At 63.2% G+C, this 13,459-nt stretch carries 12 protein-coding genes; 9 read left to right on the forward strand and 3 right to left on the reverse strand.

What is annotated here, in order from left to right; all coding sequences use genetic code 11:
- The gene (bioB, locus tag ACF8FB_RS23880) at positions 1-1,059 is read right to left on the reverse strand and encodes a biotin synthase BioB (protein ID WP_064490767.1); all 1,059 of its coding nucleotides are present in this window, start codon (positions 1,057-1,059) and stop codon (positions 1-3) included.
- An 89-nt stretch (positions 1,060-1,148) separates the two neighbouring features.
- Here bioB and ACF8FB_RS23885 point away from each other — a divergent pair, with 89 nt between their 5' ends.
- The 4 genes from ACF8FB_RS23885 (at position 1,149) to rarD (ending at position 4,778) form a co-directional block, all read left to right on the forward strand.
- Positions 1,149-1,880: a phosphoribosyltransferase family protein gene (locus ACF8FB_RS23885; protein ID WP_392512170.1), complete on the forward strand. Its 732-nt coding sequence runs from the start codon at positions 1,149-1,151 to the stop codon at positions 1,878-1,880.
- Positions 1,881-1,929: 49 nt separating this feature from the next.
- A complete protein-coding gene (locus ACF8FB_RS23890) occupies positions 1,930-2,694 on the forward strand; it encodes a TOBE domain-containing protein (RefSeq protein WP_392512172.1) in 765 nt (254 codons plus the stop codon).
- A gap of 157 nt (positions 2,695-2,851) precedes the next feature.
- Positions 2,852-3,826: a serine/threonine protein kinase gene (locus tag ACF8FB_RS23895; protein ID WP_392512174.1), complete on the forward strand. Its 975-nt coding sequence runs from the start codon at positions 2,852-2,854 to the stop codon at positions 3,824-3,826.
- 64 nt (positions 3,827-3,890) lie between these two features.
- On the forward strand, positions 3,891-4,778 hold the full coding sequence (gene rarD, locus ACF8FB_RS23900) for an EamA family transporter RarD (RefSeq protein ID WP_003255619.1): 888 nt from the start codon (positions 3,891-3,893) through the stop codon (positions 4,776-4,778).
- Positions 4,779-5,010: 232 nt separating this feature from the next.
- Here the strand turns inward: rarD and ACF8FB_RS23905 are convergent, their stop codons facing one another.
- Complete coding sequence (locus tag ACF8FB_RS23905) at positions 5,011-5,529, reverse strand: glycine cleavage system protein R (RefSeq protein WP_392512176.1); 519 nt, start codon at positions 5,527-5,529, stop codon at positions 5,011-5,013.
- Between the two features lie 449 nt (positions 5,530-5,978).
- Here ACF8FB_RS23905 and ACF8FB_RS23910 point away from each other — a divergent pair, with 449 nt between their 5' ends.
- The gene (locus ACF8FB_RS23910; RefSeq protein ID WP_003255621.1) at positions 5,979-8,156 is read left to right on the forward strand and encodes a malate synthase G; all 2,178 of its coding nucleotides are present in this window, start codon (positions 5,979-5,981) and stop codon (positions 8,154-8,156) included.
- A gap of 43 nt (positions 8,157-8,199) precedes the next feature.
- Here ACF8FB_RS23910 and ACF8FB_RS23915 read toward each other — a convergent pair whose 3' ends face one another.
- The gene (locus ACF8FB_RS23915) at positions 8,200-8,739 is read right to left on the reverse strand and encodes a response regulator (protein ID WP_392512178.1); all 540 of its coding nucleotides are present in this window, start codon (positions 8,737-8,739) and stop codon (positions 8,200-8,202) included.
- A 116-nt stretch (positions 8,740-8,855) separates the two neighbouring features.
- On the opposite strand from ACF8FB_RS23915, the gene ACF8FB_RS23920 reads away from it, so the two are divergent.
- From ACF8FB_RS23920 to ACF8FB_RS23935, 4 genes are all read left to right on the forward strand, one after another.
- Positions 8,856-10,793, forward strand: coding sequence for a putative nucleotidyltransferase substrate binding domain-containing protein (locus ACF8FB_RS23920; RefSeq protein WP_182375487.1), 1,938 nt, complete (start codon positions 8,856-8,858; stop codon positions 10,791-10,793).
- Entirely contained in the window at positions 10,790-11,500 is a 711-nt protein-coding gene (locus ACF8FB_RS23925) for a PolC-type DNA polymerase III (RefSeq protein WP_010951705.1), read from the forward strand. The genes ACF8FB_RS23920 and ACF8FB_RS23925 overlap by 4 nt, the downstream gene beginning before the upstream one ends.
- Before the next feature lie 379 nt (positions 11,501-11,879).
- Positions 11,880-12,398, forward strand: coding sequence for an RNA polymerase sigma factor (locus tag ACF8FB_RS23930; protein WP_392512181.1), 519 nt, complete (start codon positions 11,880-11,882; stop codon positions 12,396-12,398).
- On the forward strand, positions 12,395-13,351 hold the full coding sequence (locus ACF8FB_RS23935; protein ID WP_392512183.1) for a FecR domain-containing protein: 957 nt from the start codon (positions 12,395-12,397) through the stop codon (positions 13,349-13,351). The genes ACF8FB_RS23930 and ACF8FB_RS23935 overlap by 4 nt, the downstream gene beginning before the upstream one ends.
- The last annotated feature ends 108 nt before the right edge of the window (positions 13,352-13,459 follow it).

The following is a 13,459-nucleotide window of genomic DNA, read 5'->3' on the forward strand; positions in this document are numbered from 1 at the left end:
TCAGGCTGTCGCGGCGTCGTAGAACATCTCGCTGCTGCGCTGCTCGACCAGCGCTTGCTCGATGGCTGCCTGGTGCACTTCGTCGGCGTGCTCTTCACGCGCTTCGGGCTTGATGCCCAGGCGTGCGAACAGCTGCATGTCCTTGTCGGCCTGGGGGTTGGCAGTGGTCAGCAGCTTTTCGCCGTAGAAGATCGAGTTGGCGCCCGCCATGAAGGCCAGGGCCTGCATCTGCTCGTTCATCTGCTCGCGGCCGGCGGACAGGCGCACGTGAGACTTGGGCATGAGGATACGGGCCACGGCCAGCATACGGATAAAGTCGAACGGGTCGACGTCCTCTTCCTCAGCCAACGGCGTGCCGGCCACCTTGACCAGCATGTTGATCGGCACCGACTCCGGGTGTTCCGGCAGGTTGGCCAGCTGGATCAGCAGGCCGGCGCGGTCATCCAGCGATTCACCCATGCCCAGAATGCCACCAGAGCAGATTTTCATCCCGGCATCGCGCACGTAGGCCAGGGTCTGCAGGCGCTCGCTGTAGGTACGTGTGGTGATGATGCTGCCGTAGAACTCCGGCGAGGTGTCGAGGTTGTGGTTGTAGTAGTCCAGACCCGCGTGAGCCAGGGCCTTGGTCTGCTCCTGATCGAGTTTGCCGAGGGTCATGCAGGTTTCCAGGCCCATGGCCTTGACGCCTTTGACCATCTCCAGCACGTAGGGCATGTCTTTGGCCGACGGGTGCTTCCACGCCGCCCCCATGCAGAAACGGGTAGAACCGATGGCTTTGGCGCGGGCAGCTTCTTCCAGCACCTTCTGCACTTCCATCAGCTTCTGTTTCTCCAGCCCGGTGTTGTAGTGGCCGGACTGCGGACAATATTTGCAATCTTCCGGGCAGGCGCCGGTCTTGATCGACAGCAAGGTCGAAACCTGCACGCGGTTGGGGTCGAAATGCGCGCGGTGCACGGTCTGCGCCTGGAACAGCAAGTCATTGAACGGTTGCTGGAACAGCGCCTTGACCTCGGCCAGGGACCAGTCGTGACGTGTTGTTGCAGTTGTGCTGGCGCTCATCGGCGTTTCCTTGTTTAGGCTGTAGCTGGCGCCGGGACAGGAAAGCCCGCCAGCGCATCACGGATAGCTCGCATAGTCATGGAAGGCCTATGAACTGTCAACTGTACTGGAAGCGATTGGTTTACAAGTGCTCACTTATTAACCAGAAGTGCTTGTTATGCGATGAGCCTGCCGAGCAGCATTACCCGCTGTGCGTTACCTGCGAACAGGCGCTGCCCTGGCTGGGTGATCAGTGCCGGCATTGCGCCCTGCCCTTGCCCATGGCCGGCTTGACCTGCGCCCCGTGTGGCCGCGGCTTGCCGGCCTTCGATCAGGTCATTGCCCTGTGGCATTTCGGCTTTCCGGTGGACACGTTGATCAGCCGTTTCAAGCACAATCGCCAATGGCCTTTGGGGCGCCTGATGGCTGAGCTGCTGGGGCAGGGGCTGCAGTATCGCTATGCCGAAGGGTTGCCTCGCCCTGACCTGCTGTTGCCTGTGCCTCTGGCCAGGCGTCGACTGCGCGAGCGGGGGTTCAACCAGGCGGGGATGCTTGGGCGGTGGTTGTCGTCGCACGTCGGGGTAACCTGCAACGAGCGTTTGCTGGCCCGCACCCGCGAGACACCGGCACAGCAACATCTGGGCGCCAAGGCACGGCGGCGCAATTTGCGCCAGGCGTTCGCGGTACAGGGCGAACTGGAAGGCAAGCATGTCGCCATCGTCGATGATGTGTTGACCACCGGTGCCACTGCGCAGGCTATCGCCCAGGCACTGCGCAAGGCAGGTGCGCGGCGGGTGGATGTGTATTGCCTGGCACGTACGCCCAAACCGGGGTATGTATGACCAGGCGCGACCTGCCCATTTGTAAAGCACCTTTGTATACGGAATACCCATGTCCCTACCCCCCGTTCTCACCCAGCACATCGCCCGCCGCCCACAGCGCATCGCGCTGCTGCAGCACATTGCCGAACAAGGCTCGATCACCCGCGCCGCCAAGGCCGCGGGTATCAGCTACAAGGCGGCCTGGGATGCCATCGACGAGCTCAACAACCTGGCCAGCCAGCCCTTGGTCAAGCGCAGCACCGGTGGCCGCGGCGGTGGCGGTGCGCACTTGTCGGCGGAAGGCGAGCGGGTATTGCGCCTGTACCAACGGCTGCAGGCCCTGCAGGCACAAATCCTTGAAGCCGCCGAAGAATCCGGCGACCTCGACCTGCTCGGGCGCCTGATGCTGCGCACCAGTGCGCGCAACCAGTTGCAGGGCCAGGTCAGCGCCCTGCGCCCTGAAGGCCGGTATGACCGCGTCAGCCTGGCATTGAGCGGCGGGTTGGAGATCGATGCGCTGATCACCCACGACAGCACGGCGCGTCTGGAGCTGACAGTGGGAACAACGGTGGTGGCGCTGCTCAAGGCCGGGTGGGTGCGGTTGTTGGCGGAGGGGGAAGAAGCCCAAGCGGGGAGCAATTGCCTTTGCACGAAGGTGGAGGAAGTGCTGGCAGAGGTCGATGGGCCCAGTGAAGTCAGGCTGGCGTTAGGCAACGGGCAGACCCTGTGTGCAATGGCTGATGCGCACTGGTTGGCTGCCCAGCAGGTCGTGGATGGCAGTGTGGTGCGGGTGCAGTTTCACCCGTCTTATGTGTTGATCGGGGTTCCCGCATAGTCTGGCCGCGCGGTGCGCGGTTCGCGGGCTCGCCCGCTCCCACAGGGACGCACCACCCGATGCATCTGGGCCGTAATGTGCGGGCACGCCCGCGAAGGGGCCGGCACCGGTATAAAGCGGTACCATGTCCTCACGCCGCTTACCCTCCGGAGCCACCATGTCCCACCCCTTCGACACCCTCACCCCCGACCTGGTCCTGGACGCAGTGGAAAGCCTGGGCTTTCTCAGCGACGCTCGGGTGCTGGCGCTGAACAGCTACGAGAACCGCGTGTACCAGGTGGGCATCGAAGACGCGCAGCCGCTGATTGCCAAGTTCTACCGCCCAGGCCGCTGGAGCGATGCAGCCATCCTCGAAGAACACGCCTTCACGGCCGAACTCGCCGACTGCGAAGTCCCGGTGGTTGTGCCCCTGCGGCACGATGACCGCACCTTGTTCGAACACAAGGGCTTCCGCTTCACGCTGTTCCCCCGTCGCGGCGGCCACGCCCCCGAGCCTGGCAACCTCGACCAGTTGTATCGCCTGGGTCAGTTACTTGGCCGCCTGCATGCCGTGGGCGCCAGCAAGCCGTTCAAGCACCGCGAGGCACTGGCTGTGGACAACTTTGGCCACGCCTCGCTGAACACCTTGCTGGAGGGTAATTTTGTCCCGCGTGAACTGCTGCCGGCGTTCGAGTCCGTGGCCCGCGATCTGCTCAAGCGGGTGGAGGACATCTACGCTCGCACACCACACCAGCTCATTCGCCTGCACGGCGACCTGCACCCGGGCAACCTGATGCACCGTGACGACGTGTACCACGTGGTCGACCTCGACGATTGCCGCATGGGCCCAGCGGTGCAAGACTTGTGGATGATGCTGGCCGGCAACCGCGAGGAGCGCCTGGGACAACTGGCCGAGCTGATCGACGGCTACAACGAGTTCCACGACTTCGACCCGCGCGAACTGGCCCTGATCGAGCCCCTGCGCGCCCTGCGCCAGTTGCACTATAGCGCCTGGCTGGCAAGGCGCTGGGACGACCCCGCGTTCCCGCCCAGCTTCCCTTGGTTTGGCCAGCCACGCTACTGGGGCGACCAGATTCTCGCCTTGCGCGAACAGATGGCGGCGCTGGATGAAGCACCGCTGAAATTGTTCTAGAAGCACGCCCGCCTCTGTCTACAATAGGCGTCGCTTTATTTAGCAACCTAAGCAAGGATTCTGCATGCACGCCGCAAACCCGCGTCGCGGGTACATACTGGGCTTGAGCGCCTACATCATCTGGGGCCTTTTCCCCCTCTACTTCAAGGCAATCCAGAGCGTCCCGGCGGTGGAGATCATTGTCCACCGGGTGCTCTGGTCAGCACTGTTCGGCTCGCTGCTGCTACTGGTGTGGAAACACCCCGGCTGGTGGCGGGAACTGCGCAACAACCCGCGCCGGCTGGGCATCCTGGCACTGAGCGGGGCACTGATCGCCGGTAACTGGCTGACCTACGTGTGGTCGGTGAACAACGGCCGTATGCTCGAGGCCAGCCTGGGCTATTACATCAACCCGCTAATCAACGTACTGCTGGGCATGCTGATTCTTGGCGAGCGCCTGCGCCGCCTGCAATGGCTGGCGGTGGGCATGGCGGCCGTGGGTGTGGCGCAGCAGGTGTGGCAAGTGGGCAGCCTGCCGTGGGTGTCACTGGTGCTGGCGTTGAGCTTTGGCTTCTATGGGCTGATCCGCAAGCAGGCGCCGGTGGCGGCACTGCCCGGCCTGGTGGTGGAAACCTGGATGCTGGTACCGCTGGCCCTTGGCTGGCTGCTGCTGCACCCGGCCGCGATGAGTGCCCAGGGCGCGTTCTATACCAGCAGCGAAGCGCTGTGGCTGATGGCGGCCGGGCCGGTAACGCTGGTGCCGCTGGTATGCTTCAACGCCGCCGCACGGCACCTGCCGTACACCACGCTGGGCTTCCTGCAGTACCTGGCACCGACCTTGGTGCTGTTGCAGGCCGTAGTGCTGTTCGATGAGCATTTGTCGTCGAGCACCCTGGCGGCCTTCATGTTCATCTGGGCAGGTTTGGCGATTTACAGCGTCGATGCATGGCTGAACTTGCGCAAACGTAGCTGATCAGAAAACGATCAAAACTCTGCAGGCCATGTAGCGCCTGGCCTGCAGAGACATCTCCATAGGTTATCCACACCCTCGTCCCCGCGCTTTGTGCACAAGCTGCTGATAATTGGGCATTTTTTGAGCAAAACAGTACAAGGCACGTGATACCTGGGCTGGAGAGGTACACCCCCAGGTTATCCACAGGGCCTTCCCCGTGATATCGGGATAACCGCAGATGGCCGCTTGCTGATCAATTCTCTGCCCGCAGCTTCAACTCCACCATCAAGTCATCCGCCAAGCTCTCTAGCTTCTGCTGCAGTTCATCCAGCGGCAAGGTCAACGGCAACGCCAGCAATGCGTCGGCGTGGAACAACGGCTCACTGCTCATCGGCGCCGGCTGCACGTCTGTGGAAAACCGCTCGACGTTTACCTGCAACTCGGCCAGCAAGCGGGTAATGTCCCGCACGATCCCCGGCCGGTCGTTACCCACCAGCTCCATGGCAATTGGCTTCCAGGTGCACGACGGCTCGATCCCGCTCTCGGCAATCAGCACGCGAATGTCATACCTGGCCAGCCCCTCCAGCGAGGCCACAAGCTCGGCGTAATTCTCTGCCGGCACCGCCACCCGCAGAATGCCAGCAAACTGCCCGGCCATACGCGACATGCGGCTTTCCAACCAGTTACCACTGTGGTCGGCGATGCACTGGGCAATACGTTCGACCTGGCCGGCCTTGTCAGGGGCAATTACAGTCAGTACAAGATGATCCACAAGCCCTTCCTCGTGTCGGACCGCGCCGGGCGGCAGAAAATCGGGGGATCGAGTCAGTATAGGCAAGGCGCGGCAACCTGCCGCAGGGCAATCTGCACAGCCAATCGTGTACTGTTTCAAGATTTATCTGGAACAATCCACCTGTTTTTTGCGAACATACCTACTCCCAGCGTGACCATACGCGACCATCGGGTCGCATAACGGCGCTTTTAGTCTGATTTTGCCCCGCCTACTGCTTCATGTAGTATCCCGTGGCGCGGACTACAAAACGTCGTTTGGATGTCTGCCAAGGCGCCTGTGAAAATACGCACACTGCCCACCAGCCTGTCTGGTAGGCCGCACCCAGCCGCCCCCGAGCATAACCGGTGGCATGCACTGGTGCCGTGTTTAGAGAAGCGCTACAGGCTTAATACAGAAGAGCGAAATAGCTGAGCAGAGTGAGGCAAGCAATGACTGGATACGTTCAAGTCGGTGGCCTTCAGGTCGCCAAGGTCCTGTACGACTTCGTGAACAACGAAGCCATCCCCGGGACCGGCATCGTCGCCGAGCAGTTCTGGGCGGGTGCAGAGAAGATCATCAATGACCTCGCTCCAAAGAACAAAGCCCTGCTCGCCAAGCGCGACGAGCTGCAAGCCAAGATCGACGCCTGGCACCAGGCACGCAAAGGCCAGGCCCACGACGCCGCAGCCTACAAAGCATTCCTCCAGGAAATCGGCTACCTGCTGCCACAAGCCGACGATTTCCAGGCCACCACCCAGAACGTGGACGAAGAAATCGCCCACATGGCCGGCCCACAGCTGGTCGTTCCGGTGATGAACGCCCGCTTCGCCCTGAACGCCGCCAACGCCCGCTGGGGTTCGCTGTACGACGCCCTTTACGGCACCGACGCCATCAGCGATGAAGGCGGCGCCGAAAAAGGCCAGGGTTACAACAAGGTACGCGGCGACAAGGTCATCGCCTTCGCCCGCGCCTTCCTCGACGAAGCCGCGCCACTGGCCGCCGGCTCGCACGTCGACTCCACGGGCTACCGCATCGAAGGCGGCAAGCTGGTTGTTGCCTTGAAAGGCGGCAGCAACAGCGGCCTGCGCGACGATGCGCAACTGATCGGCTTCCACGGCGACGCCGCCGCGCCGACTGCCGTGCTGCTCAAGCACAACGGCCTGCACTTCGAAATCCAGGTCGATGCCAGCACCCCCGTCGGCAGCACCGACGCCGCTGGCGTCAAAGACATCCTGATGGAGTCGGCACTGACCACCATCATGGACTGCGAAGACTCGGTTGCAGCCGTAGACGCTGACGACAAAGTCATCGTCTACCGCAACTGGCTGGGCTTGATGAAAGGCGACCTGGCCGAAAGCGTGAGCAAGGGTGGCAAAACCTTCACCCGCACCATGAACCCGGACCGCGAGTACGCGGCGCCCAACGGCGGCAGCGTGACCCTGCACGGTCGTTCGTTGCTGTTCGTGCGCAACGTTGGCCACCTGATGACCAACCCGGCGATCCTCGATGCCCAAGGCAACGAAATCCCCGAAGGTATCCAGGACGGGCTGTTCACCAACCTGATCGCCCTGCACAACCTCAACGGCAACACCAGCCGCAAGAATACCCGCAGCGGCAGCGTGTACATCGTCAAGCCGAAGATGCACGGCCCTGAGGAAGTGGCCTTCGCCGCCGAGATCTTCAGCCAGGTCGAAGACCTGCTGGGCATGCCGCGCAACACCGTCAAGGTCGGCATCATGGACGAGGAACGCCGTACCACGGTCAACCTCAAATCCTGCATCAAGGCAGCCGCCGAGCGCGTGGCGTTCATCAACACCGGCTTCCTTGACCGCACTGGCGATGAAATCCACACCTCGATGGAAGCCGGCGCCGTGGTGCGCAAAGGTGCCATGAAGAACGAGAAGTGGATCGGCGCCTACGAAAACAACAACGTCGACGTTGGCCTGGCCACCGGCCTGCAAGGCCGTGCGCAGATCGGCAAAGGCATGTGGGCCATGCCTGACCTGATGGCCGCCATGCTCGAGCAGAAGATCGCCCACCCGCTGGCCGGTGCCAACACCGCTTGGGTACCGTCGCCAACTGCCGCCACCCTGCACGCCCTGCACTACCACAAGGTGGACGTACAGGCGCGCCAGCGTGAACTGGCTTCACGTACCCCGGCGTCGGTGGACGACATTCTGGCCATTCCGCTGGCTGCCGACACCAACTGGTCGGCCGAAGAGATCCGCAACGAGCTGGACAACAACGCCCAGGGCATTCTCGGCTACGTGGTGCGTTGGATCGACCAGGGCGTGGGTTGCTCGAAGGTACCGGACATCAACAACGTCGGCCTGATGGAAGACCGTGCCACCCTGCGCATCTCTGCCCAGCTGCTGGCCAACTGGCTGCGCCACGGCGTGGTCAGCCAGGAGCAGGTGCTGGAAAGCCTCAAGCGCATGGCCGTGGTGGTCGATCAGCAGAACGCTGGCGACGCCCTGTACCGCCCGATGGCGCCGAACTTCGACGACAACGTGGCGTTCCAGGCGGCTGTGGAACTGGTAGTGGAAGGTGGCAAGCAACCGAACGGTTATACCGAACCGGTACTGCACCGCCGTCGCCGCGAGTTCAAGGCGCGTAACGGGTTGTAAGTAACATCTGCGCCAGGGGGCCGTTTTGCGGCCCCCTTACGCATCAACCCATTTTCAATTCTCTCTTCACCAGCTCCAGCAACTTGTCCAAATCCACTGGCTTGAGGAGAAAATCCACCACCCCCAGGTGCATCACGTCCACCGCCTCTTTCACATCGGTGTCGCCCGACACCACGATGATCGACAACGCCGCCCACTTCGACTCACGTACCTGGCGGATCAAGTCCATCCCGTCCCAGGGCTCCATACGCAGATCCGTGATCATCAGTGCGATCCTGGGCTCCCAGTGCAGCTTCCATAATGCCTCTTGGGCACCGTCGGCGAGCATGCTGTCGATACCCCTGCTTTTCAGAAAATAGCCCAGAGCCTCGCTGTTCACTGGATTGTCATCAACGATCAACACCAACGGCCTGGGCGCCACAGGCGCACTTACCCCGGCCAAGGCCTCGCGCTCGGCGTCGCTCAGGATATCGGTGTGCTCAGGCATACTCATCTCGTCAAAAAAATTCCGCTTCAGCATTAGGACCGCATTACTTGCGTAACCCGTTTCGCCTTTCGTCGGGTCTTTGACAATAGCGCTCATAGACTTACGTCCAATGGGCACCACCCCGCCGCAAGCCGACCATGGAGGCAGAGAACAACATGGCCGGTACCTATATATAGATATATATAGTTCGGCATAGCGATACGGTCAGTTTCATGAGCAAAAAGGACGCCTACAGCCAGGCGGGCAAGACAGCGGTACTGCAAAACATCCAAGGCACATTGCAGTTCCTGCAGCGCTTTCCGCCGTTCAATCAGATGGAGCACAGCCACCTGGCCTTCTTGGTCGAGCAGTGCCAGCTGCGCTTCTACGCCTGCGGTGAAAGCATCGTCAAACCTGCCGACGGGCCGGTCGAGCACTTCTACATCGTCAAGCAGGGCCGCGTGGTTGGCGAGCGCCAGCACCTGGCCAAACCGGGTGTCGAAACCACGTTCGAGATCACCAGCGGGGAGTGCTTCCCGCTGGCAGCCCTGCTGGGTGAGCGGGCAACCCGCACCGAGCACCTGGCCGGGGAAGACACCTTCTGCCTGCAACTGAACAAGGCCGCATTCATCCGCGTGTTCTCGATGTCTGAAGTGTTTCGGGATTTTGCCCTGCGCGGTGTCAGCAGCCTGCTTGATCAGGTCAATCAGCAAGTACGCCAGCGCGCGGTGGAAACCCTCGGCACCCAATACTCGCTGAACACCCCCCTGGGTGAACTGGCCATGCGTCACCCGGTGGTGTGCAGCGCCCATACGCCCCTGCGCGAAGCCGTGCGGCTGATGCACGAGCAACAGGTGGGCAGCATCGTGGTGGTCGACCCGCAGCGCTACCCCATCGGTATCTTCACCTTGCGCGACCTGCGCCAGGTGGTGGCGACAGTAGATGCCGACCTGGGCGCCGCCATCGACCGGCACATGACCGCCAAACCGTTCTACCTACCACCCCAGGCCAGCGCCTTCGATGCCGCCATGGCCATGACCGAGCGGCATATTGCCCATGTCTGCCTGGTGGAAAACGGACGCTTGTGCGGCGTGGTTTCCGAGCGCGACCTGTTCTCCCTGCAACGGGTCGATCTGGTTCACCTGGCGCGCACCATACGCCATGCACCACGCCTGGATACGCTGGTTTCGCTGCGCGGCGAAATCAGCCAGCTTGTGGAACGCATGCTGGCCCATGGCGCATCGTCGACGCAGATCACCCAGATCATTACCTTGCTCAACGACCATACCGTGTGCCGGGTCATCGAACTGGCCCTGGCCGAACGTGGCGACCCGGGCGTGCCGTTCAGCTGGCTGTGCTTTGGCAGCGAAGGGCGACGTGAGCAGACCCTGCACACCGACCAGGACAACGGCATCCTCTTCGAAGCAGTCGACAGCGCCGAGGCCGACGCCATCCGCGCTCGCCTGCTGCCGCTGGCGCAATACATCAACCAATGCCTGGCCCAGTGCGGTTTCACCCTGTGCATGGGTAACGTCATGGCCGGCAACCCCGAACTGTGCCTGTCGCGCAGCGAGTGGGCGCGGCGCTTTGCCGGGTTTGTCCGCGAAGCCAGCCCGGAGAACCTGCTGGGCTCGAGCATCTACTTCGACCTGCGTGTGGTGTGGGGCGACGAGCAAGGCTGCGAGCAGCTGCGCCAGGGCCTGCTGGCACAGGTAGCCGACAACCGCATCTTCCAGCGCATGATGGCTGACAACGCCCTGCGCCAACGCCCGCCGGTGGGCCGGTTGCGCGAGTTCGTGCTGACACGCCAAGGCAACGACAAGGCGGCGACCCTCGACCTCAAGGTCCAGGGCCTGACGCCCTTCGTGGATGGTGCCCGTTTGCTGGCCCTGGCCAATGGCATAGCTGCCTGCAATACCCTGGAGCGCCTGCGCCAACTGGTAGCCAAGGGCGTGATCGAACCGTTGGACGGCGCCGCCTATGAAGAGGCCTACCACTTCATCCAGCAAACCCGCATGCAGCAGCACCAGCGCCAGATACGCGACAACCTGCCTTACTCCAACCGGCTCGACCCGGACAGCCTCAACCACCTGGACCGGCGTATCCTGCGCGAATCCCTGCGCCAGGCTCAGCGCCTGCAAAGCAGCCTGGCCTTGCGGTATCAGCTATGAGCCTGTTCGCCTGGCTGCGCCCCAGCGCGCCCGAGCTGGACCACACCACACGCCAGCGCCTGGCCCGGTTGCCCAAGCCCGTGCCGCTGGGGGTATGTACCCTGCGTGAGCAGCGCTGGGTGGTGCTGGACCTGGAAACCAGCGGGCTCAACCCCAACCGTGATCAGGTACTGTCGATCGGGGCGGTGGCCATCGAAGACGGTGCCATCGACTTTGCCCAGCAGTTCGAACGCACACTGCACCGGCCTTTGCAGAAGACCAACGCCAGCGTACTGATCCACGGTTTGGGCCCCAGCGCCCTGGCTGCCGGTTGCGACCCGGCCGAGGCCCTGCTGGATTTGCTCGATTTCATTGGCAACAGCCCGGTGCTGGCGTTTCACGCGCCATTCGACCAGCGCATGCTGGCGCGTGCGCTGAAAGAGAGCCTGGGTTACCGCTTGCAGTCGCCATTCCTCGATATCGCCGAGCTGGCGCCGATGCTCAACCCCGACACCGTGCTGCGCGAGGCCGGGCTGGATGACTGGGTAGCGCGGTTTGGCTTGCAGGTTGAAGAACGCCATCATGCCAGTGCCGATGCCCAGGTGACCGCAGAACTGGCGCTGATCCTGTTCAGCCAGGCCCGGCGCCAGCAGCTGGACAGCCCGCTGCAGCTGGAGCAACGGTTGCGCGGGTGGCGACGGCGCAAGATGCAGAGCCACGGTTTGTAGGGCGTGGGATTTGCAGCGTCGGTGAGATCGAGCGCCGCCCGCGCGGCGCATCGCGAGCAAGCTCGCTCCTACATTTGTTTCGGGCCAATTATTCCTGGGGGGAGTTGTGCGTCCCCTTGGCGCATGGCGCGATACCGCGTCGTACGAACAAGGCGGTCGCGCGCGCCTGTCACAGGCATAACTGGCCCGAAACAAATGTAGGAGCGAGCTTGCTCGCGATGCGCCGCGCGGGCGGCGCTCGATCTCACCGGCGCCACACAACTCAACCCAAGCCCCATGATGGCAATCCGATAAGCGTCCATTGCACCCACCCCCTCCCCTCTGCAACAATCGCGAATAATTATCGTTAGTTAATGCATTCGTTCCGGGGGGACGCTGCTTGTCTTCTGCACAAAGCCCACACGCCGATCTGGTCGGTGCGCTGTACCGCGACCACCGCGGCTGGCTGCTCGCCTGGCTGCAACGCAGCATGGCCTGTCGCCAGCGTGCTGAAGACCTGAGCCAGGACACCTTCGTGCGCCTGCTTGGTCGTGAGCAACTGGACACCCCCCGCGAACCCCGCGCGTTTCTGGCCGCCGTGGCCAAGGGGCTGATGTTCGACCACTTCCGCCGCGCCGCGCTGGAACAGGCCTACCTGGCCGAGCTGGCATTGATCCCTGAAGCCGAACAGCCCTCGCCAGAAATACAGCACCTGATCCTTGAAGACCTCAAAGCCATCGACCGCCTGCTCGGCAAGCCGTCGAGCAAGGCTCGCGCGGCGTTTCTGCACAGCCGTCTGGACGGCATGGGCCATGCCGAAATTGCCGAGCGCCTTGGCGTTTCGGTATCGCGGGTGCGCCAGTACATCGCCCAAGGCATGCGCCAGTGCTACGTGGCCTTGTACGGGGAGCCGACGTGAGCAACCTCCCGGTTTCGTCCCGGGTCCTGGAAGCCGCGATTGCCTGGAAACTCAGCCTTGGCGAGAGCAGCGGCACGCCTGATGAACGCAACGAATTCATGCGCTGGCATGCCGCCAGCGAAGAGCACGCACGTGCCTGGCGCCAGCTCGGCGCCATGGACCAACGCGTTAGCGCGGCAGCTGGCCCGGCACGCCAGGCGCTGCTGCAATCGCGCGCCAGCCTGCGGCGACGCATTGGCAAGGTTGGCGGCGGGCTGGCCGGCACGTTTCTGCTCGGCGCGCTGCTGGCATGGGTCGGCGCCCCGTCGCTGGCACCCAGCTACTGGCTGGCCGACCAGCGCACCGCCACGGGTGAATTACGCACCTTGCGCCTGGAAGACGGCACACTGCTGAGCCTGAACACCCACACCGCCGTGGACATCGACTACGCCGGCGCGCAACGGGTGATCGTGCTGCACCAGGGCGAAATCTCGGTCGAAACCGGCCACCAGGACCCGCGCCCGCTGCTGGTACGCACTGAGGACGGTCGCTTGCGGCCACTAGGCACGCGCTTCCTGGTGCGCCGCGAAGCCGGCGGTACGCGCCTGGAAGTGCTGCAAGCCTCGGTCGCCGCCATGCCGCATGACAGCGGCGACGAACAGGTGCTGCGCGAAGGCCAGCAGGTGTTGATGAACGCCAACGGCCTCGGCGAGGTTGGCACGGTGCCTGCCGGTGCCGATGCCTGGACCCGCGGCATGCTGGTGGTCGACAACGTACGCTTGGGCGACCTGCTCGCCACATTGGGCCAGTACCGCAGCGGCTACCTCGGGGTGGATGCCAAGGTCGCCGACCTGCGCGTGACCGGCAGCTTCCCGCTGACCAACACCGACCTGGCGCTGGCCTCACTGGTGCCGGCGTTGCCGGTCAAGATCGAGCGGCATACGCAGTGGTGGGTGAACGTCACTTCCAAATAGGCCGGGCTTGCTGGCCAATCTCCACCAGTCGTTCAGCGTTGCCGCCGCCACCGTATTCGCGGGTAAACCCGCTCCTACCACGGTGGTGGACACACATCGGGGTCGTCG

It is taken from the genome of Pseudomonas sp. yb_2 (genome assembly GCF_043103905.1).
GTDB classification, from domain to species: Bacteria; Pseudomonadota; Gammaproteobacteria; order Pseudomonadales; family Pseudomonadaceae; genus Aquipseudomonas; species Aquipseudomonas alloputida.